19 protein-coding genes are annotated in these 22234 nt (G+C 28.7%); 1 reads left to right on the top strand and 18 read right to left on the bottom strand.

Annotated features, from left to right (window positions below; translation table 11 throughout):
• Positions 1 to 3: 3 nt before the first annotated feature.
• From D1817_01485 to D1817_01560, 16 genes are all read right to left on the bottom strand, one after another.
• The gene (locus tag D1817_01485; GenBank protein ID AXT18583.1) at positions 4 to 1359 is read right to left on the bottom strand and encodes a hypothetical protein; all 1356 of its coding nucleotides are present in this window, start codon (positions 1357 to 1359) and stop codon (positions 4 to 6) included.
• A complete protein-coding gene (locus D1817_01490) occupies positions 1356 to 2639 on the bottom strand; it encodes a flippase (GenBank protein AXT18584.1) in 1284 nt (427 codons plus the stop codon). Before D1817_01490 ends, D1817_01485 begins: the two co-directional genes overlap by 4 nt.
• Positions 2636 to 3925: a hypothetical protein gene (locus D1817_01495; protein ID AXT18585.1), complete on the bottom strand. Its 1290-nt coding sequence runs from the start codon at positions 3923 to 3925 to the stop codon at positions 2636 to 2638. The genes D1817_01490 and D1817_01495 overlap by 4 nt, the downstream gene beginning before the upstream one ends.
• Positions 3926 to 3996: 71 nt before the next feature.
• Positions 3997 to 4563 carry a hypothetical protein gene (locus D1817_01500; GenBank protein ID AXT18586.1) on the bottom strand — a complete coding sequence of 189 codons (567 nt, stop codon included), beginning with the start codon at positions 4561 to 4563 and terminating at the stop codon, positions 3997 to 3999.
• Positions 4564 to 4566: 3 nt separating this feature from the next.
• Complete coding sequence (locus D1817_01505) at positions 4567 to 5778, bottom strand: UDP-N-acetyl-D-mannosamine dehydrogenase (GenBank protein ID AXT18587.1); 1212 nt, start codon at positions 5776 to 5778, stop codon at positions 4567 to 4569.
• A 26-nt stretch (positions 5779 to 5804) separates the two neighbouring features.
• Entirely contained in the window at positions 5805 to 6938 is a 1134-nt protein-coding gene (locus D1817_01510) for a UDP-N-acetylglucosamine 2-epimerase (non-hydrolyzing) (GenBank protein ID AXT18588.1), read from the bottom strand.
• Positions 6939 to 7037: 99 nt separating this feature from the next.
• Positions 7038 to 8036, bottom strand: a complete 999-nt coding sequence (locus D1817_01515) for an NAD-dependent epimerase/dehydratase family protein (GenBank protein ID AXT18589.1) — start codon at positions 8034 to 8036, stop codon at positions 7038 to 7040.
• A complete protein-coding gene (locus D1817_01520) occupies positions 8036 to 9313 on the bottom strand; it encodes a nucleotide sugar dehydrogenase (protein AXT18590.1) in 1278 nt (425 codons plus the stop codon). The genes D1817_01515 and D1817_01520 overlap by 1 nt, the downstream gene beginning before the upstream one ends.
• Before the next feature lie 179 nt (positions 9314 to 9492).
• Entirely contained in the window at positions 9493 to 10353 is an 861-nt protein-coding gene (gene rfbD, locus D1817_01525; GenBank protein ID AXT18591.1) for a dTDP-4-dehydrorhamnose reductase, read from the bottom strand.
• Positions 10350 to 10892 carry a dTDP-4-dehydrorhamnose 3,5-epimerase gene (gene rfbC, locus D1817_01530; GenBank protein ID AXT18592.1) on the bottom strand — a complete coding sequence of 181 codons (543 nt, stop codon included), beginning with the start codon at positions 10890 to 10892 and terminating at the stop codon, positions 10350 to 10352. The genes rfbD and rfbC overlap by 4 nt, the downstream gene beginning before the upstream one ends.
• A gap of 2 nt (positions 10893 to 10894) precedes the next feature.
• Positions 10895 to 11755 carry a glucose-1-phosphate thymidylyltransferase gene (rfbA, locus tag D1817_01535; GenBank protein AXT18593.1) on the bottom strand — a complete coding sequence of 287 codons (861 nt, stop codon included), beginning with the start codon at positions 11753 to 11755 and terminating at the stop codon, positions 10895 to 10897.
• A complete protein-coding gene (gene rfbB, locus D1817_01540) occupies positions 11756 to 12769 on the bottom strand; it encodes a dTDP-glucose 4,6-dehydratase (protein AXT18594.1) in 1014 nt (337 codons plus the stop codon).
• Positions 12765 to 13823 (bottom strand): hypothetical protein, encoded by a 1059-nt coding sequence (locus D1817_01545; protein AXT18595.1) that lies wholly within the window; start codon positions 13821 to 13823, stop codon positions 12765 to 12767. Before D1817_01545 ends, rfbB begins: the two co-directional genes overlap by 5 nt.
• Before the next feature lie 3 nt (positions 13824 to 13826).
• The gene (locus D1817_01550) at positions 13827 to 15503 is read right to left on the bottom strand and encodes a hypothetical protein (GenBank protein AXT18596.1); all 1677 of its coding nucleotides are present in this window, start codon (positions 15501 to 15503) and stop codon (positions 13827 to 13829) included.
• 15 nt (positions 15504 to 15518) lie between these two features.
• Positions 15519 to 17036 (bottom strand): hypothetical protein, encoded by a 1518-nt coding sequence (locus tag D1817_01555; protein ID AXT18597.1) that lies wholly within the window; start codon positions 17034 to 17036, stop codon positions 15519 to 15521.
• A 59-nt stretch (positions 17037 to 17095) separates the two neighbouring features.
• Positions 17096 to 17965, bottom strand: coding sequence for a M23 family peptidase (locus D1817_01560; GenBank protein ID AXT21201.1), 870 nt, complete (start codon positions 17963 to 17965; stop codon positions 17096 to 17098).
• Positions 17966 to 18083: 118 nt separating this feature from the next.
• Between D1817_01560 and D1817_01565 the strand changes: the two genes are divergently transcribed.
• Positions 18084 to 18260, top strand: coding sequence for a twin-arginine translocase TatA/TatE family subunit (locus D1817_01565; protein ID AXT18598.1), 177 nt, complete (start codon positions 18084 to 18086; stop codon positions 18258 to 18260).
• Positions 18261 to 18360: 100 nt separating this feature from the next.
• Here the strand turns inward: D1817_01565 and D1817_01570 are convergent, their stop codons facing one another.
• Together D1817_01570 and D1817_01575 are read right to left on the bottom strand one after the other, a co-directional pair.
• Positions 18361 to 20691, bottom strand: coding sequence for a TonB-dependent receptor (locus tag D1817_01570; GenBank protein AXT18599.1), 2331 nt, complete (start codon positions 20689 to 20691; stop codon positions 18361 to 18363).
• A 562-nt stretch (positions 20692 to 21253) separates the two neighbouring features.
• Positions 21254 to 22231: a DUF4837 family protein gene (locus tag D1817_01575; GenBank protein ID AXT18600.1), complete on the bottom strand. Its 978-nt coding sequence runs from the start codon at positions 22229 to 22231 to the stop codon at positions 21254 to 21256.
• Positions 22232 to 22234: the final 3 nt, after the last annotated feature.

Raw genomic sequence — 22234 nt, forward strand, 5'->3', positions numbered from 1 at the left:
AAGTTATCTTTTTAGTAATTTAATAAACAATATCATAGGTAATGATGCGGTAACGTAAAGCATAAATAAATCGAATCCTGAACCTCTTATATATTGAAAAATTATACAATTTATATAAATAAAAAACACAAATTTCCAATTAAAAATACTTTTCCAATTTGTTTCAATTATACACCAATATAGATATTCAAATACAACAATTATTAATGTAGCCACAATAAACCCTAGCCAATAAAAGTTAACAAACCCTTCTCCATAATGTACTACAGGCATACTCTGTCCAATCTTTTTATAATTTGGATCTAATGCATAACTATATTTTAAAATAATTCCGTCTGGCTTGTTTTTCCATATAGACCTTGGTATTGGAGAAAATAAAAATTTAAAATAACTACTCCCATATTGCAATGGGAGTTTGCCATTTTCTACTAAATTCATACATAAAATAGTATTTCCAAACATATAGTTTATTTCAAAGTTTGCGACTGCAACATCTAGAAAATAATCCTTCTGAATATAATCTGGAACTTTAAGAAATGCTTCAAATTTATTATTAAGTTTATAACCCCCATATCCTCTTAATATAGAAGCTGCAAGGATCGAATAACACATTACTCCTGCTAATATTAGCATAATACTAAAAGTTTTAAAGGACAGTTTTAATTTTAGTTTATTATATAGAAATTCTAAAAATATTATAGCAAATAGAACTAATATTATTTCTCTTTTACTATGATAATGATATATCGATACAAGTATCATTAATAAAACATACAGCGCAATTTTTTTTCTAATGGAAAGTGATATGGAAACTAATACTAAACCAATTATAGTGATAAATTTGAATGGATATAAAAAAACACCAGAAATACTTCCTAAAAAGGAAAGTTTTGTAAAACTTAACAGTAAAAATAATATACAAAAAAAAATAAAATTAGAATATTTAAAGCTCATCCATTCTTGAGCATTCAATTTCTTTTCAATTGTTTTTACTTTCTTATTAATTAAAAAATTCCAAAAAAATAAAATTAAAATATTTGTTACAAATAGATATATTGTATAATAGTTTAAGTTATCAATTTCAGGAAATGTTTCATATGGAATTAAAAAGAACCCATATCCTCTCGGGATCACATATGACCCCAAAGTAAAAAATACTCCAGTGTAAATAAATGATAATACTATAGGGGAAAAAGCAATAAATAAATAATTACATTTTTTGTTAATCTGAAAAAAGATATGTAAAAATAAAGTTATATAATGGATTGTGTAAAAAACCCACATCTCATTTAAAAAACTTTCCTTTCCTTGAAATAATACAACAACAATTAATATGATATTAACAATGACAAAATTCATACAATCTTATTGTAATGATTTAATTTTTTTCTCAAAAGCAAAAACAAATAAACATTCCAAGTTATTAATGCTATTGATGATGCAATTGCTGCACCGATAATTCCATACGTTGGTATTAAAATAACATTTAAAAGGATTGCCAAAATAACTCCTAAAAGAATACCTTTAGTTGCTTGTTTTTCTTCTCCAATCATTTTTAAAAATTGATTTGATACTCCAAATGTTGTATTTATTATTCTACCAATAATTAAAATCTGTAAACATTTATACCCTATTATATATTCTTCTCCGTAGATTAACTCAATAAAAAATTCTCCAAAAAAGAAAAAAGGAAATCCTATTAAGATTGCTAAAATAAAATTAATCCCACAGAAATTTACTAATAACTTTTTTAATTCTTTATATCTGTTTTTTTCAAAGTTCTCTACAATTAAAGGAGTACATATTGCATTTATTGCACTTAATGAGAATATAACTAACAAGCTTATTTGATACATTGATTTAAAAACTCCTATATCATTACTATCTGACAATAGTCCAAGCAAAAATACATCTGATTGTGCTCCTAAAATTTGTATCCCCCCCAATAAAAAAAGTGGAAATGCTACCTGTGTCCATTTGTTTTTTTCAAATGCTGATATTATTCTTTTCAATTTAAACTTTCTAGTATTCCTGTCAACTAGAGATTGACCAAATAAATAAACTACAGCATTAATAAAAACATAAATAAGAACCGAATTAAAGGCTGAAATTTTTCCATAATAATATATTAATAACACAAAAAATATTAAAAGAATTGGCCTAACAATCATTTCTGGCAATTGTGCTAAATTCACTTTATTAATTGAAGTTAAAATAGATGATCTTACTCTAGATAAAGCAAATAGAAAGATAAGAGGCAAACCAACGACTAAAGTAAGTCCGTATTCTTCATTAATTAAATCAAAAAAATATAAAATTAATACTATTGATACTAACAAAAAAGATCCAAATAGTATTCTACTGTTTGAAAATTTAAGAAGGCCTTTGTATAACTCCATTTTGTTTTTCATAAAATAGATTGTCCCAAATCTAGTAATTACTGTAGGTAGCCCTAATTCAGAAATAATTGATAAAATCGTTACGATTGAAATAGTAAAAGCAAAGACACCAAATTCATCTGGTCCTAAAACACGTGCCAATAAAATCATAGATAAAGGCGAAAGTATAGTATAAAATCCCTGAATAATAAAACTGATGAATAAGTTTTTAGAAATCCTTCTTTTTATAAACTTTTTCATGCATCAAAATCATTATCATATTCTTTAATTTCTTTCCAATTAGGAATTATCATACTAAAAAGCACAAAAAACAAAACCCCCCATATTCTATTTAAATAACTTTCAAACCCAAAATTTAAAAACATCAATAGCATAAAGAGAAAAAGAAGAGTGTTTTTTGATTTTATAGCTTTCGTTACAAAAAACAGAATACAAACAAGGAACAAAGTAATATTAATTACACCGCCTATTAATAGATAATGTAAATATTGGGAATGAGTATTATATTCTTGATTATGATTAATTTGGTTTTTAGGATCACTTTCAACAAGGCATTCTGATAAATGTTTCTGATAATCTCCAAGTCCAATACCCACAAGAGGGTATTCTTTAATTTTTTCAAACGAACAATTCATAATCGTATATCTTAAATAATCTATAACTCTTCTTCCATCGTAATTTCTATATCGTTCACTTACAATTTCCCACTTATCTAGATCTTTATATAATCTAATTATTCTCTCCTTATAAGCTAATCCGCCTAAAAATAAAAAACAAAGGAATACAATTATCCTCCATTTATTTGATTTAATCAATTGAAAAACAGCAAAAAGAAATACAAAAAACAGAAAAGCTTTATTAACAGCAGAAGGTAGGTAAATTAAGAAAATTAGAAAATATGAAATTAGTATGCTAATAAAAACAATTTTCAATTTATTCAATTCATTTTTTATTAATACAATACATAATAAAATTGACGTTATGAGATAAGCAGATATATAAGTGTAATGTTTAAAAAATGAATTGTCGCCTATTTCATTTCCCCTATTTGCTATTCCACTAATCCATCCCTTATAAGTTTTTAATTTAAAATAGTTTAATTTATCTATTAAAGAAAAATCTCTAATTGGTATTTCATTTAAAACTTTTTCTTGATAGATACTTACCCCTTCTACATGATGATGAAACCACATAAAAGAATAAATAACCATACATATTATAAATCCTAAATAGATTTTTAATTTATCTTTCTGCTTGAGGTTTGGTATAAAAAATAAAAAAATAAAAGGTATAATGAATATAGCAATAGTAGGACGAATTTCTTTTAAAAAAACTACTTTATCATCTGACCAAAAAAAAGTGATTGCTGAAAACCAGATAAACCCTGTGATTAGAAAATATGTTTTCCATAAATTCCTATTATTGATTCTTACAAAAAAAGTGTTTTTATAAAAAAAAATTGAGCTAATTAAAAAAACGATAAAGACGATAGATTGAGGTGCTGTGTTAAAAACAGGGAAAAACATAAGTAATATTAATAATAGAATACTAATATTGTGTTTTTCGAACAAGTACTTTTTTTTCAAAATAATTATGTTTAACGAAAGTTTATGTCTCTTATTTTATAATATTTAAGATTAGTATCTCCTTTACTATTATATAAGTAAAATCTTATATGCTCAAAACTTTTTGGTTTTAACTTTAAGTTTTCATGAATTATTACTACTTCATCACCCATCATAACTGGTTTAGCTTCTATTCCCACCGATTTCATTCCCTTTTCCTTATCAATTTTATTTTCAAACTCTTCTGGATATATAGGATATATATACATTCCTATTTTCCATTCTTTAAGTTCTTTAAAGTTTGTTAAATTTTTATCTAATACCATTATAATACTATAGATATCTTTTCTCGTTTTCAATGCATTAACTTCTTGAAAAACAATTCCAGTTGTAAACTCGTGCTCATCATAAGTAAGATTAAACAAAGCTGGGTTTTCCATTTCATTTTCTACTTTTGGGAAGTCAAAAGTAGAGTTCTTAATATTTTGTTTAGTTTGAATACTCTTGTATGAATCACTTTTTATATCATTCTTACTTTTTTCAGATTTACAACTAATAAATATGAAAGTTAACAGTAAAATTATTGTTGTTGTCTTCATAAATTATTTTATTACCCCACAAAAATCCAACACTACTTTGTTTGCGGGGAATTCTAAAGTTTTAAATTCATTATGAGCCACTAAAAACACTATAATATCTGCCTTTTCTATAGCTTTATTAGTCTCTGTTAATTTGAATACTGAATGTGACTCAATATTAGGTTCTACAATATAATACTCTTCATTGTTAGCATTTTGTAAAACTTTTTGAGCAATATATTTCGCTGGGGATTCTCTTAAATCATCAATATTTGGTTTAAACGCAAGTCCCATTATAGCTATACTTGGTTTACGTTTATATTTTAACTCAAATTCTAATTTTGTAGTATTCACCTTCTCTGCACACCAAAAAGATTTGTAATTATTTATTTCTCGTGCTTTTCCTATAATCTTAGATTCCATAGGATAATCTGCTACTATAAAATAAGGATCTACGGCTATACAATGACCGCCAACACCACAACCAGGTTGTAAGATATTAACTCGAGGATGTTTATTAGCTAAGTCAATAAGTTTCCAAATATTAATATTTGCTTTATCACATATAAGTGATAATTCATTTGCAAATGCAATTTGAACATCTCTAGAAGAATTTTCAACTAATTTACACATTTCAGCGGTTCTTGCATTGGTTTTATGTAAATCTCCTTGGATAAATTTGCTATAAAATGCTACAGCCGCATTAGTTGACTTTTCGTCAATACCTCCTATTACGCGATCGTTATGAACTAATTCATACATAACATTACCGGGTAATACGCGCTCCGGGCAGTAAGCAATATTCAATTTATTTATCAGTTCTGGTCGTTCGCTATGTATTAAATCCCTCATTTTTTCAGTAGTTCCAACTGGTGAGGTAGATTCAATAATATATAAGTCATCCTTTTTTAACAATGGAATTATTGCTCTCGTTGCAGCTTCAACAAACGAAATATCTGGCTCGTTTTTATCTTTAAACGGAGTTGGAACAACAATTAAATAAACATGTGCTTCAACAGGGTTTATAGAGGCTTTTAAAAAACCTTCTTTAACTGCTTCTGCTACTGCTTTATCTAATTCAGGTTCAACAATATGTATTTTACCAGCGTTAATAGTATTAACAATGTCAGGATTGATATCTACACCATGTACTTGAGTTTTATTTTGAGCTATTAGAGCTGCCGTTGGTAACCCTATATAGCCCAATCCTATCATAACTACTTCAGGTTGATTCATTTTATTTTTAAATTTGAGTAATTCATTTATAAATTCTTAATAAATTTCACTATTTGATTACATGCATCTCCCTCTCCATAAGGATTGTGTAGCATACTCATTTGAGCATAAGATTTTTCATTTTGCAACAGCTCATTTGTTTCTTTTATAATTTTATTAATATCAGTTCCAACAAGCAATACCGTACCTGCATCAACTGCCTCTGGTCTTTCTGTAGTATCGCGCATTACTAATACAGGTTTGCCTAAACTAGGAGCTTCTTCTTGAACTCCTCCGCTATCTGTAATAATTAAATATGACTTATTCATCAACCAAACAAATGCAGGGTACGATAAAGGATCTATTAATTTTATATTATCAATATTTACTAAGAGATCATAAACTGGTTTTTGAACATTTGGATTTAAGTGGACCGGATATATTATTTGAACATTACTATTCTCTTTAGCAACTTCACTCAAAGCACTACAAATATTTATAAAACCTTGGCCATGATTTTCTCTTCTATGCCCAGTAACTAAAATTATCTTTTTAGAATCATCCACAATCGTTTTCAAATTGTCTATTTCATTATCTAAATAATTAGAGGAAGTTACTTTCTCTGAACTAAACTGCAAAGCATCAATCACTGTATTTCCGGTAACTAAAATTGTGTTTTCAGAAATATTTTCGTTAAGTAAATTCTGTTTAGAAGTTGTTGTTGGTGCAAAATGAAAATCTGAAATACTACCAGCAATACTTCTATTTATTTCTTCTGGAAAAGGAGATCGTTTATTAAACGTCCTCAAGCCTGCTTCTATATGGCATACTTTTGCTCCACAATAAAATGCAGCAATACTTGCTGCCATCGTAGTTGTGGTATCTCCATGAACATAAACATAATCTGGTTGAAAATTTTCTAAAACTGGCTTTAACCCTTTAATAATATCTGCAGTTAAGGAGTAGAGATTTTGATTTGGTTTCATCAAATCTAAATCATAATCTGGAGTTATTTCAAAAAAAGATAAAACCTGATCTAACATTTCTCTATGCTGAGCTGTTATACAAACTCTAGTCTCAAATTTATCGTTATGTTTGAGAAACTCTTTAACTAAAGGAGCCATTTTAATTGCCTCCGGTCGAGTACCAAATACTATTAAATTAGATTTTTTTTTATTCATATTGAATTAATGGGAAGGTAAATTATAGTATTGTTTTTATATTTAATTAATTTTTCAAATTTACAATTTTGAGATTGACTTAAAAGATTATTTATCCATTTAATTATTAATGAAATTTAAATTACTTTTAAACCAATTATGTGTGATTTCAATTCCATTTCTAAATTTAAAATCAGGGTTATAACCTAATAACTCTCTTCCTTTATCAATATTTGCTAAAGAATCTTTTACATCACCCATTCTAGGAGTAGCAAAAACAGCTTTGCTATTAGATTCGGTTAATTCTTTAATTATATCCCAAAGATTATTAATACTTATTCTTTTTCCAGTTGCCACATTAAAAATATTATGAGAACCTAAATTAGAGAAGGTTGCCTTAATATTTGCTTGTACTACATTTTCAATAAACGTGAAATCTCTTGTCTGTTCTCCATCTCCGTTAATTTTAATAGGCAAATTGTTTATCGCTGAATTAAAAAAAAGAGGAATTACAGCTGCATAATCTCCATTAGGAGATTGCTTAGGTCCAAATACATTAAAATATCTTAAGCCTACTGAATGAAATCCATATGTTTTTGAAAAAATATCTGCATATAATTCATTTACATATTTTGTAATTGCATAAGGGGAAAGAGGGTTTCCTATTTTGTCTTCTACTTTAGGTAATATTTTGCTATCTCCGTAGGTACTTGAAGACGCTGCATAAACCATTTTCTTTACATTATTAGACTCTTTTGCAGCAACCAACATATTTAAAAATCCTGATACATTTACTTCATTTGAAGTAACGGGGTCATCAATTGATCTCGGTACTGAGCCTAAAGCAGCTTGATGTAATACGTAATCGACCTCATTCATCGCTTTTTTACATGTTTCTAAATCTCTAATATCTCCTTCAATGAATTCACAATTTGGAAATGATATAAACTCTTTAATGTTTTTTTTATACCCTGTAGAAAGATTGTCGAGTATGATTACTTTTTTAGCATTATACTTTAATAAGTATTCAACAAGGTTTGATCCAATAAACCCTGCTCCTCCAGTAACAAGGAACGTGAATTTAGAAATATCTTTATTGTGGTATTTTTTTAAATACATTATAACCTTTTATTTACTAGCTCATTATTTAAAGTTCCTTTTACATCATATATAATGGAATTCTCTTTTTTTAATTTAGAAAACTCTAATTCTTGAAATATATCATGAGCTACAACATGCACTATAGCATCAAAAGTTTCATTTAACTCATTAATCATTTCAAATCCGTATTGATGTCTTACTTCTTCATTGGAAGCCCATGGGTCATACACACTAACATTCATATTAAACGATTTCAGAAAATTATAAACATCAACTGCTTTTGTATTCCGTATATCTGGACAATTTTCTTTAAACGTTATCCCTAACATTAGAATTTTTGCAGATTTGGTTGAAATATTATTTTGTGCCATTAATTTTAAAACCTGTGTCGCAACATACTCTCCCATAGAGTCATTTAAACGCCTTCCTGCTAAAATAATTTCAGGATGATACCCTACTTCTTGCGCTTTTTGAGCTAGGTAATAAGGATCTACCCCTATACAATGCCCTCCAACTAATCCTGGTTTAAATGACAAAAAATTCCACTTTGTAGATGCCGCTTCTAAAACTGCATAAGTGTCAATATCTAATTTATTAAAAATTTTTGCTAATTCATTTACAAAGGCAATATTAATATCACGTTGTGCATTTTCAATAACTTTAGCTGCTTCAGCTACTTTAATAGAAGGAGCCAGATAAGTTCCAGCAGTTATAATAGATGCATATAATTCATTAATAATTTCACCAACTTCGGGTGTTGATCCAGATGTCACTTTTTTAATATTAGCAATTGTATGTGTTTTATCTCCTGGGTTTATTCGTTCAGGAGAATATCCACAGTAAAAATCTTTATTGAATTTTAATCCACTTACTTGTTCTAAAATTGGAACACAAATATCTTCTGTAACCCCTGGATAAACTGTTGATTCATATATAACAATGTCTCCTTTTTTAAGAGTTTTCCCTATAGTTTTAGATGCTTTTATTAAAGGTGTTAATACAGGTTTGTTATTAACATCAATTGGTGTCGGAACTGTAACTATATAAATATTACAATTAGTTATATCAATAGAGGCAGAACTAAGTTTGAGGCCTTTTCTCCCTTTTAGATTTAAAACAGCATTTAGATTGTCATTGTTAATTTCTAGAGTAGTATCATTACCTAAATTTAACTCATCTACACGATTTTGATTAACATCAAACCCTATAACAGAATATTTTTTTGAAAACTCTATAGCCAAGGGCAATCCTACGTAACCAAGGCCAATTACTGCTATTTTATGTTGTTGTTTCATTAAAGTAATTTTTATTAATTAATCAAGCTGTAAAGCATAACAGATTAATATTTCATAGATACCCTCTATTTGAATTAATAGAAATGGTCTTATTTACAACCTACTTCAAAAATAATACTATAGATGTTATAATAGCTTTTCTTGTTTATAAAATTGCTTGTATTTTTATTTTTTAAATATTATCTATCTAAGTTTGATATCATTATCTTTAAGCTATCTTTCCAATATGGTATTTCTACTGAAAAAGTTTTTTTAATTTTAGTGTAATCTAAAACACTAAAAACTGGCCTTTTTAGTATTTCTAAACTACTTTCAAATTCAACTGGATTTATTTTTAATTTTAGATTCTTAATTCTAAAAATTGTTTTTGCAAAATTATACCAGCTTGTCTGCCCTGAATTGCAATAATTATAAACACCAAATTCTTGTTTGTCTAAAGAAATTATTTTAATAATAGCTTTTGCTAAATCTCCTGTATACGTCGGTGATCCAATTTGATAATCAACTACGTTTAATTCTTCTTTCTCATCAGCTAATTTTAGCATTGTTTTTACAAAGTTATTACCATACTCAGAATACAACCATGATGTTCTAATAATTATATGGTTTTCTAAAATTTCTTGAATATATAACTCCCCTTTTAATTTAGATTTCCCATATTCATTTATAGGATCTGTAATATCTGTTTCTAAATAAGGTTTTTTACTCTCTCCATTAAATACATAATCTGTTGAAATGTGTATTAAAATTGTGTTGTTAGTTTTACAAGCATTAGCAATAGTTTTTGTAGCTTCAGCATTAATTTCATAAGCTAATTTAGGATACTTTTCAGCTTCTTTTACATTGGTATAAGCTGCACAATTAATACAATATCTAAACTTATTTTCTTTAAAAAACTCATGTATTATGTCTTCATTTGTAATATCTAATTCTGCTTTTGTTACAAAATGAAATATAAATTCTTGCTCTTCAGTTGCCATACGTCGAATGGTTTCCCCTAATTGACCTTTAGCACCAATAACTAAGATGTTAAATCTCATGTGAACAAACTTTCAAAAGTTGGTAATTGTAAATCTTTTTCTGAAATTATTATATCTTCCTTAGAAAAATTCCAATCAATATTTAGAGTTTCATCATTATATATAATACCTTTTTCAGAGTTTTTGTTATAATAATTATCACACTTATAAGAAAAAACCGTATTATTTTCTAATACTAGAAATCCATGAGCAAATCCTTTCGGAATAAACAGTTGTTTTTTATTTTCTTCAGAAAGCTCAATAGCGATGTGCTTGCCAAAAGTAGGTGAGGTTTCACGAAGATCTACACATACATCTAAAACACTACCTCTAGTAACCTGCACTAGTTTTGCTTGCGCATACTCTGCATTTTGAAAGTGTAACCCTCTTAATACTCCTCTTCTTGAGTATGATTGATTGTCCTGAACAAACTGAACTTCTCCTATCAATTTGTTAAACACTTTAGAACTATAGCTTTCAAAAAAAAAGCCTCTATCATCATGAAATATATTAGGTGTTATTATAAAACAACCTTTTAACTGTGTTTCTTCAATCTTCATTTTTATAATATTAATTGTTGAAGATATTTACCATAACCACTTTTTAACAATGGTAATGCCAATTGTTTTAATTCATTTTTATTAATAAAACCCATTTTATAGGCAACCTCTTCAATGCAACCTATTTTTAAGCCTTGTCTTTCTTCAATAACTTGAACAAATTGAGAAGCTTGCATTAAAGAACTAAAAGTTCCTGTATCTAACCAAGCGGTACCTTTGTCAAGGATTTGCACGCTTAATTCATTTCGTTTTAAATATTCTTTATTAATATCTGTAATTTCTAACTCACCTCTGCCACTTGGCTTAATATGTTTAGCAATGTCTATAACAGTATTATCATAAAAATAAATACCTGGAACAGCAAAATTAGATTTTGGTTGTTTAGGCTTCTCTTCTATAGAAATGGCTTTGTTGTTATTGTTAAACTCAACTACACCATAGCGATGAGGGTTTTGAACATGATATGCAAAAATAATACCTCCTTCTGGGTTTAAGTTTGTTTGTAATAATTCATTTAAACCAGATCCATAGAATATATTATCTCCTAAAATTAATGCGACACTATCATTTTCAATAAAATCTTCTCCAATAATAAATGCTTCTGCTAAACCATTAGGCTGTTCTTGAACGGCATACTCAAAAACGCATCCATACTCATTTCCATTACCTAAAAGTTCTTTAAATCGAGGAGTATCTTTGGGCGTCGAAATAATTAAAATTTCTTTTATTCCTGTAGACATTAGCGTGGATAGTGGGTAATAAATCATAGGTTTATCATAAACAGGCATCAGTTGTTTACTTACTACTTTAGTAAGTGGGTGTAATCGTGAACCTGAACCTCCTGCTAAAATGATTCCTTTCATTTAGTTATTATATTTTTTAATATACCAATTTATTGTTTTTTCTATTCCAGTTTCAAAATTTTCATCAGCAATCCAATTTAATTCATTTTCTATTTTAGAAGCATCAATTGCATATCTATAATCATGCCCCAATCTATCTTTCACAAAAGTAATCTGTTTTTTATACGATTGACTTTTTGGCAATAGTTTATCTAAAATACCACAAATAATATTCGCTATCTGTAAGTTAGTGTATTCATTTCGCCCTCCTATATTATAGGTTTCTCCTGATTTTCCTTTACAAAAAGCTAAATCTATACCCTTACAGTGATCTAATACATATAGCCAATCTCTAACGTTTTTACCATCCCCATAAATAGGGATTTCTTCTTCTTTTAATGCTTTTCTAATCACAGTTGGAATTAATTTTTCATCATGCTGCTTTGGTCCATAATTATTACTGCAATTGGTTGTCACTACATTCATGTTATAAGTATGATAATAACTCCTTACTAAAAAATCTGAAGACGCTTTTGATGCACTATATGGGCTATTTGGAGCATAGGCTGTATCTTCTGTAAATAATCCTACTTCACTTAATGTACCATAAACCTCATCTGTTGAAATATGATGAAAACGAGCTTTTTCGAAGCCTGCTTTAATTTGGTTTGAATTATCCATCCAATGTGATTTTGCAACATCTATTAAATTAAATGTCCCTAAAACATTAGTGGTTATAAATTCTATTGGATTATTAATAGAATTATCGACATGAGATTCTGCTGCAAAATGTATAACTCCTTTAAAATTGTAATTATTAAAGAGGTTTTCAATTAAAGCTCGATTACAAATATCTCCTTTTATAAATGTATAACGATTATTATGAGAGACTTCTTTTAAATTAGAAAGCTCACCGGCATAAGTGAGCTTATCTATATTTATAATATGAGTATCTTTATATTTTTCTAAAAAAAAAGGAATAAAGTTTGAACCAATAAAACCAGCTCCTCCTGTAATTAGAATATTCATTTTAATTTATATGTTTTTCTTTATACAATTTTAAAAAAGAGTTTAATTCTAATAATAATAACCCTAAAAATGTTATACCAGTAAATAGTAATAAATAAAAAAGTTTATTGCTTTTTAAAACTCCTTTTATTTCTACACCTTGATTAGGAAAAGAAGATATTATATTTATTACATTCTCCTTTCTAGCTCTATCTAAATTAAGGGCAACTTGTTTTTGTCTTATTTCATCTATTTGTTTAATTAAAGCTAACTCTTTATTTTCTGTTCCATTTTTATCAGCTAAATTAATACTTGTCGTTGCAGTTTCTTTTTTGGCATTCTCAATAGCTAACTCTTTATAAAACTTTTGAAGACTATCTATTTCTTTTAATTGTTTCTGATAAACGTTGTCTTGTAAATCAATATTTTTATCATTAATTTCTTTTTGAAATTTAAAGTATTGATTTCCAACAATTTCATTAACTATATTACTTTCAACTTTTTTGGCTACTGTAGGATTAGTGCTTGTGAAAACAATTTGATGAAATCTGGCATCAAACGTATTAAAGTTGTTTAAATATTCTTCAAAATTAATTGTCTTTCTTGTAATTGTATCTAATTGACTTATAAAAGTATCAAACAATTTTATTTTTTGATTATCATCTGAAAAAGCATCAACTCGTACTTCTTTAACAGAAGCTGCTTCATTAATATCTATGTCTAAAGCCATAGATAAACCTACTGAATCATTTGCTTTAGCTAACTCATTATAATAGTTAATATTATTATATAATTGTTGTGTACTATTAAAGTTAGGTTCTACAATCATTTGAGATTCATAAACCGTAGCTTCCTTATAGTCAAAAAAATAGCCTATAATTAACCCTAAAATTCCAGCAATTGCCAGTTTAATAAAATGTTTTTGTATAAAAAGTAAAAACTTGATTAAAAGATGAAATAATCCTACAAAAATATTCTTTATAAATCTAAAAAAGCGATCAAATGCTTTTCCTATTAATTTAAAAAGCTGTCCTAAATCTACTTCATCTGAACCTTGTTGGGTTGGAAGGTTGTCACTCATAATTTAATTATTAAGTATTTGTTGTAATATTGTTTTTGTTATTAAATAAGTTGGTCTTACACCAGAGATTCCCAATCCTCCTGAGGCTAAAGTACTTCCTGTTTTTAATGGGTTATCACTTGCATAATATGCATATCTTACTTTTACATTTGAGTTAATGTTATTTCTAACTATTGATGCTGCTTGTATTGCCTTTTGATAATGTGCACCTTCCATTTCTAAACCAATTACTTGCCAGGTTGAATTATGAAAAAACTTAAGGATTTCTTTATTTTGAAGTGATGTTCCTAATACTGTTACCATTGTTCCTTCATAAATATTTACTCCTTCACATTCTAAATCCTTTTTCTTTAACTCATTCTCAAAAGGGTAATTATCTGCAGTTCCTTCAAAAATATGTGCCGAAGGAATCATAATATCGCCTTTATCACCTTCTAAAACCCCTGCTTTACCCATTATAGAAATGGATTGCACATCTAAATGTGTTTTTATATAAGGTTTTAAAAACTCATCTATTGTTTCATAAGCTTGCTCACCAAACGCATAATCCATTACAAATATAACAGGTTTTTCCGAATCCTGATTTCTTTCATCTACCTTTAAATCTACTTTATTGAAATCTATTTTTTCAGTATCAAAGATTTGTACATCTATATTGGCACCAGATGTATCTTTTATAAATATCATTCCTTCATTTAAAGCTAATTCTTTTACTTTTTTTCGCAAATCCTCATTATTCTCATTACTTAGCTTAGTATAAATATCATAATCATCTTTCTTGGTATCAGATTTTAACAATGCTTTAGAAGCATATAGTACATTCATTACACTATGTAAATTTGCACTAATAATATGTAGTGGACGATTTAATAAATTTTCTTTTTTTAATACTTTTTTAATTGTGTTTGCCCAAATTTCCCCATGAATGTGATGTCCTAAGCGCTCCCTTAAAACTGGACTAAAAGTTACAGTACGTTTTTTATTATTAGAATTTTCTTCAATAGCAAGTTTACCTAACCAATATATAATATGTAGCAACCTCTCTGGTTTTTCTTTAGTTGCAAATTCAGAATATATTCGAGTTAGCTCTTCAAAAGTTCTTCCTAAAATATTAGCTGTATGAGTAATAGCTATTTCACGTTCTTTCTGGGTTAACTTTTTGTTAGATAAAATAACTTTCTCAAGTTCTCCCCAATCACGGATTGTGTCGTCTCTATCATTAATTAAAATACGTTTACTTATTTTATGTGACTCTATAAACAAAAATGTAAGATGTGTTAGAATATCATAAATTTCTGATCGCCCTCTGGTAATCTCAATATTCATTTGTTCTTGATCTATTCTATAACAATTTCGTCTTCTTTTTTCAGGAATAATAACTTTAAAATGTGATCCACCATATCCTTCATCGCTGGTTAAATTAATAAACCGGCATTCTTCAATACCTTCAGGTAATCTGTCTATTACATAAAGTAACCCTTTTAATTCTGTTTTTTCTTCTGCTATTGATCCATAAATTTCTGGGCGCAAAAGAAGCAATCCTTCTCTTAACATTTCTCCCGAGATTCCCATAGGTTTATAAAACCCACGATTAAACAAATGACGCATCGTAATATATATTCTTTCAATAGCGCTTGAACTTTCTTGAGCTCTTGTCCTTCCTTGGTGTTTTTTATTCATTAGTAATAAAAGGTATTAGTTTAATATACCCTTAGTAATTAGTTTATCTGCGATCTTCCTATCGTTAGATAATCTCGGAATCTTATTTTGACCTCCTAGCTTACCTATAGATTTCATATAATCTCTAAAGCCTTCTTTTTTAACGATTGTAATCTTTAATGGTCGTAAAACCTTACCTTCAATCAAGTCAAAATAGTAGCTATTTTGTTTCTGAAGTGATGTATCTATTTTTAATTCTAATTCCGAAATATCAGCTATTTCATTTTCAAATTCGATAAACCATTCGTGATATGGCAATCCTTCTTCTGGGTTTATCTTTGGAGCTACAGTAAACTCTGTTATTCTCATATCACTTCCTCTAGTTGCTTCTTCTAAAGCTTGTTCTACTTCTTTACCTATAACGTGCTCTCCAAAAGCAGAAATAAAATGTTTAATCCTGCCCGATACAATAACACGATATGGTTTTGTAGAAGTAAACTCTACAGTATCACCAATATTATATGCCCAAAGACCTGCATTAGTTGAAATGATCATTACATAATTTACACCTACTTTTACATCTTTGATGGTAATTCGTTTTGGATTTTCGTTAAAAAATTCATCAGCTTTAATAAACTCATAAAACATTCCTGAATTTAACTGTAATAACATTCCTCTTTCTTTCTGCTCGTCTTGAAAAGCAAAAAAACCTTCACTAGCTGGATACAATTCTATACTATCTACTTTTCGACCTATTAAATTCTCGAATTTAGCACGATAAGGTTCGAAATTTACACCTCCAAAAATAAAAAGACTGAAGTTTTTAAAAATATCGCCAACTTTTTTATCTGTTTTTTGCTGTAATTTCTCAAAATACATTTGTACCCAGGACGGAATACCACTAATGATAGACATATCTTCATTAAGTGTCTCTTCAACAATAGCATTGACTTTAGTTTCCCAATCTTCAATACAATTAGTCTCCCAACTTGGCATTCTGTTTTTTTGAAGATACTTAGGAACATAATGTGCTACAATTCCTGAAAGTCGACCTAGCTGTACACCATTACTTTCTTCTAGAATTGGACTTCCTTGTAAAAAGATCATTTTCCCATTTATAAAACTAGTATTTCCCGTTTTACTCACATAAAGTAAGATCGCATTTCTTGCTGCTTCAACATGACTAGGCATACTTTCTTTTGTAATAGGTATATATTTGGCGCCTGAAGTAGTTCCAGATGTTTTAGCAAAATAAATTGGTTTTCCTTGCCATAAAACATCTTTTTCTCCTGCAACAATTCTATCTATGTAAGGGCGTAATGCCTCATAATCTCTAATTGGTACTCGTTTAACGAAATCTTCATGAGAATTTATACTTATAAAATCATGATCTCTACCAAAATGTGTGTTTGTTGCTTCAGCAATTAGCTTTTTAAATACCTTATCTTGTGTTTTAATTGGAGAATTTGCCCATTTATTAATTTGCCGTTCTATACGTTTTGCAAAAGGTTTTGCCAGTAATGATTTTAAAGATGTTGTTTTTGATAGTTTCATCTGGTAAATTTCATTTTTTTAGATGTTTTGTAATAAACGTTTCTCTTAGATGTTTTTGTTTATTCAAAATCAATAAAAGTCGTTGGATTAATTGGATATCCATTACTCCAAAGTTCAAAATGCAAATGTGGCCCAGTTGTTAATTCTCCTGTATTTCCAGAAATTGCAATAACTTCTCCCGCTTTTACTAAATCGCCTTGTACTTTAGTAATTGATGCATTGTGTTTGTAAGCAGAGATTAATCCATCTCCATGATCTATTATTACAACATATCCTGTCTGTGTTGTCCATTCTGCCAATACAATAGTTCCATCTGCAGCTGCTTTTACTGGAGTATCTTTTGCCACTACAACATCTACAGCATAATGTTTTTCTTCAGCATTATAACGTTCACTTATGGTACCATTTACAGGAGGATATAATACAAAGCTCACTTTAGACGTAGCAGATTCAAAAAGGTTATATTTATCTTCTTTGTCTACTTTCTCTCTCAATAACGAATCTTCTTTCGAAGGGTTTAAATTTATCTTACTAGCATCAAGTTCTGCTGCATTTATAATAGAATCTTTATTAAACTCAACAGTTTTTACATCTCCTTTTAGTACACGGCTAATAGATTCAAAGTATTTCTGATTTAAATTAATAACCCGTTGAAGTGAATCTGTTTTATAATTAAGCTCTGTTGCTCTCTTTTTTAATGCTGTTGAAGAATACCCTGGAATATATTCTCTTAAAGGTGTAAATGCTATTAGTAAAGTTGTTAAAGCAACCAGTATAATTGATGATAGTGATACAATTACAAATACATTTAATCGTGTTAATTTAATTGCAAATCGCTCTTCGAAAGTATCTTCATTAAGAATTACTAGCCTATACTTATGCAATAATTTTTTAGTGAACTTACTTTTGTCTTTTTTATTATTCGCCATTATTGCCACAAAATTAAATAAAATAATAGCATTAAGCATTTTGCTTAATGCTAAAGTTTGTTGTTAAACGGTTTTTTTAAAGTTTAATTATTAACTTTGCAGTCTAAAATTAGAGATTATGGGTTTACATTTTTTAGCAATCGGACCACCGCAAATTATATTGATAGTCATTGTTGTACTATTATTATTTGGCGGAAAGAAAATTCCAGAACTAATGAGAGGTCTTGGTAATGGAATAAAAGAATTTAAAGATGCCAGTAAAGAAGATAAAAAAGCAGAAGATAAAAAAGAGTAATCTGATAAATATTCTTTAAAAAAGCCAGTACTATATAGTACTGGCTTTTTTATTTTACTAATTTTTATTTCAACATCAAAGTGTAAAATCTTCTACTATTTTAGAAAGTAACAGAAAGTTTTAATCTTGCCGAAAAAGGCGTTCCTGGTGTAAATGTAATTTCTTCTACAGGAGCTGCTTCATTAAACAATCTTGTTTCTGAAGCAAATTGTGTTTCATTCCATTCAGTATCAAATAAGTTTTCAATAATTAATCCTATAGACCAATTTTTAGCAAAATTATAATTGGCATTCAAATCTGTTACGAAATACCCTTCTGCTTCAATAGAATTATCCTCATTTGCTGGTCTATCGTCTATAAGACGGTAATTTATTCCTCCAGAAAACTTCCCAAGATTTTGAACAGATATTCCTCCAGATGACGTTAAATCTGGAGCTAATGGAATAAAATCTTGCCCATCCGGTTCATCAATACTTCTAGCTAGTGTATAATTAATATCAAAATTCGCATATAACCAGTTGTTAAATTGATAACGTGCTCCAAACTCTGCACCAAAACGTTGTGATCGTCCACTTGGCTCTACAACAGATTCATCTCCTACAAATACAAATTCTTGTTGTAAAGAAAGGCTCCATATAGTCGCGTTTAAAACAAGCTTATCTACTGGTTTAAAAATCGTTCCTATATCTACACCAAAAGCAGACGGCAATGTATCTAAGTTTTCGCTATTTTGGTTATTTTGAATATTTTCAGCTAATAAACCTTCTGGGTTTGTAACCACTCTACTATCGTTAGAGTGAAATCCAAAACCAGCTTTAAGGAACAATTGGAAATTATTATTAGGGGTAAATGTCGTATTAAACTTTGGACTGACGATTGCATCATCTACTTGTCTACTATCAAAAACATTGTCACCAGCAGGATCTGTTCTAAGACCAGCAATAAAATTATCGTACCCAAACTTAAAATAATCAACCCTTAAACCAGGATTAAAACTCCAGTTTCCTAATTTATAAGTCGCATCTGCAAACGAATAAATATTAGTTTCATCTACATCACCAAATGCTAGTCTAGATAAGGTTTCTCTTCGGTTACGTGTTCGTGATAATTCGACATCATTAACATCATCATAACGGAACCCTATTCCTGCTTTAAATCGCAACCTATTATTCTTATTTGCTAAATCAAAAGTACGTTTGTACACGGTTTCTACTCCTATAATAGTTCGTTGTTCTCTTTGACGTATTTGATCTCCATTTACAGGATCATTTAGAAAAAAAGTAAAGTTTGAATACAATTCAAAATCATAAAGAGATATAAAGGCTTTAGATTTTAACTCTTCGTGTTCGCTTAATTGTTTTCTATGATTTGCCCATATATTATTGCGTCCTGTAATACCACCTTCAGTATCATCTATAGCTCCAAAACGCCCTATTAAGCCTTGGCCGACTGCTCGTTGAGGGATTTGTCCTGAAGCATTCCATCGACTTTGAAAATGAGATAAGGAAAGGGTAAACTCTTGATCATCATAATTATTATAATTATAACGCCCTAAAACATTAAATCTATTAAAATCTTGAGGAGATTCAAACACACCATCTGTTAGTAACAATTCTGAAGCTATATAAGCATTACTATAATCACTCTCCAAAAGTTTAAATAACCCAACTGAACGAACTGTGTTAAATTGACCCACTTCTAAAGATAACAGGTTTTTATCTATGGTTTTTTTTGTTTGTAAGCTTACAAAACCTGCAGTATTAAAGTTTCCTTTATCAGCATAATAAGGCCCTTTCCCAAAATCTAAATTATTTATCGTTTCTGGAATAACAAAATGAAGATCTGAATATCCTTGGCCGTGAGCATGAGATGGTAAATTAACTGGCAATCCATCTACCTCTATAGCAACATCAGTACCGTGGTCTACGTCAAATCCTCTTAAAAAAAGTTGCTCAGCTTTACCACCTCCTGCATGTTGTCCAATAATTAACCCTGGAACTTTACGAAGAATTTCTTGAGAGGATTTAACTGGACTGTTTTTAATATCTATATTAACCAAGGTGGTTAAAGCATTTTCTCTTTCTCTAGATACAAGAACAACTTGATCTAATGATAAAGCTATATCTTTAAGAACTATATCTAGTGCTTTATCCAACTCGTTCTGAGTTATGGTTATTTGTTTCTTTTCATAACCAAGTCCGAAAAAGCTAATCACATCTCCAACAGAAATGTCATCTAATTTATAATACCCTGACACATCAGAATATGAAAATGCTCCAGAAGTTTCATTATATATACTGATTCCTTCAATAGGTAAATTTGTTTTTCTGTTTTTTACCGTACCATTTATTTGGTGTAGGTTATTGTTTATTGCATATATATTTATAATACTCATTGCTATGAGTATAAAAAAAAGTGTTTTCTTTAACATAATATAAGATAAGGCTCAATTATTACTATATACTTCATTATAAATGATTTTATGCTCTTTCTTCTTTACATTCTCTATTTATACGTATTATTTAATTATAGGGTTTCAATTTCTTAAAATTTTATTTTAATATTATTTCATTTAATAATATACTTTTCAATATGGATAATTGTTAAATAGTTAAACAAATATATAATCGAAAAATCTATGCCTAAAATATTCTTTAACCTCGAAGTAATAGAAATAGGAAATAATAAATTTCCTCTTATCCGAAGAAAACTCTATTGCAAATGACTTAGAGTTCGTAGAAAATTTATTTAAGTAAGTGAATCCTAACAAATCCTTTACTTATCCATTTTTAAGCTAGAAGGCAAGCAACTCTATGGTAAAGAAATATATAAGTAAAGTTAACTGTGATAAAATACATAAGGTTTTATTTATGCTCAATAAAGATTTTTATAACTATGTGCTCATTGCACTATTAACTATGAGTTTTGGCAAAGTTAAGTTATCGAGCTGCTACTAGAAATTCTATAGGATCTTTACAAAATGAATAAATAAATCATTTAATCTTTATTGATTTTATAATAGATTCCAGTTCGAATACATAGTTTCTTTTGCTCACTGATGGCGCAAAAGCAAACCCTTCTACAATTAAAATTCTTTTATTTATATCATCTTCCACTACGTAATTTATAAATGGGCCAGACATAAATTGATTTTTTACAATCCATGTACTCTTTGTTACAGTTGTAGGTTTATTATCTAAAATCGTTTTTTCTATAGATGGCCAATAAGCTTGATCTGTTATCATAAATGTACCTTCAGAAGGGCCAGGAATATGAGTTTGCCCAATAGAATCTCTCATTCTTATAATATCATCTAATGCAGTTTCTCCTTTAGAAATATAATCTAACGGCATTTCATAAATCATTAAATTTAATGTTCCTGTTTCTATATCTCTACGCATCCAGAAAAAATTGTCTTCCTCTTTCGCGACTCTATAAGCAGATGGAAAATTAATCGTTACCCCTAATTTATCTTCAATATTATTGTTTTTATTAAGGGATTTAGAAATACGGCGTTGTTTTTCTTTAATTTCTTCATTCTTAAACGCTGAAATTATTTTTTCTTGATTCTCTAATAACTGATCGACAATCTCTTTATTAGTATTACCACTAACCACTACCATTTTTTGTGGTCTAGCATAGGCATTTTCAAAAAATTTAGTATCAGCTTCTTTACCTTTCTCTATTTTTAAAACTATCCTGTTTTTTCTAGCAAAATCTGTAAAAACTACAGGTGGTAATTGTTTCATCGTAAATGATGGCTCATCTTGAGGTAACCCATAAACAGAAACGCCTATCGAATCTCTAATAGTTTTTCCTATACTTCCTTCCCATAAATCATTATCTATAACTACAGATAAACTATTTATATTCCCAGATGAATTAGATACAATACGCTGACTTTTAGAACCGTCACTCCCACAAGAGATAAGTAATGGTAAACTTATTAGTAATAGTAATATTTTCTTCATTTT

Source organism: Flavobacteriaceae bacterium (genome assembly GCA_003443635.1).
Lineage (GTDB): Bacteria > Bacteroidota > Bacteroidia > Flavobacteriales > Flavobacteriaceae > AU392.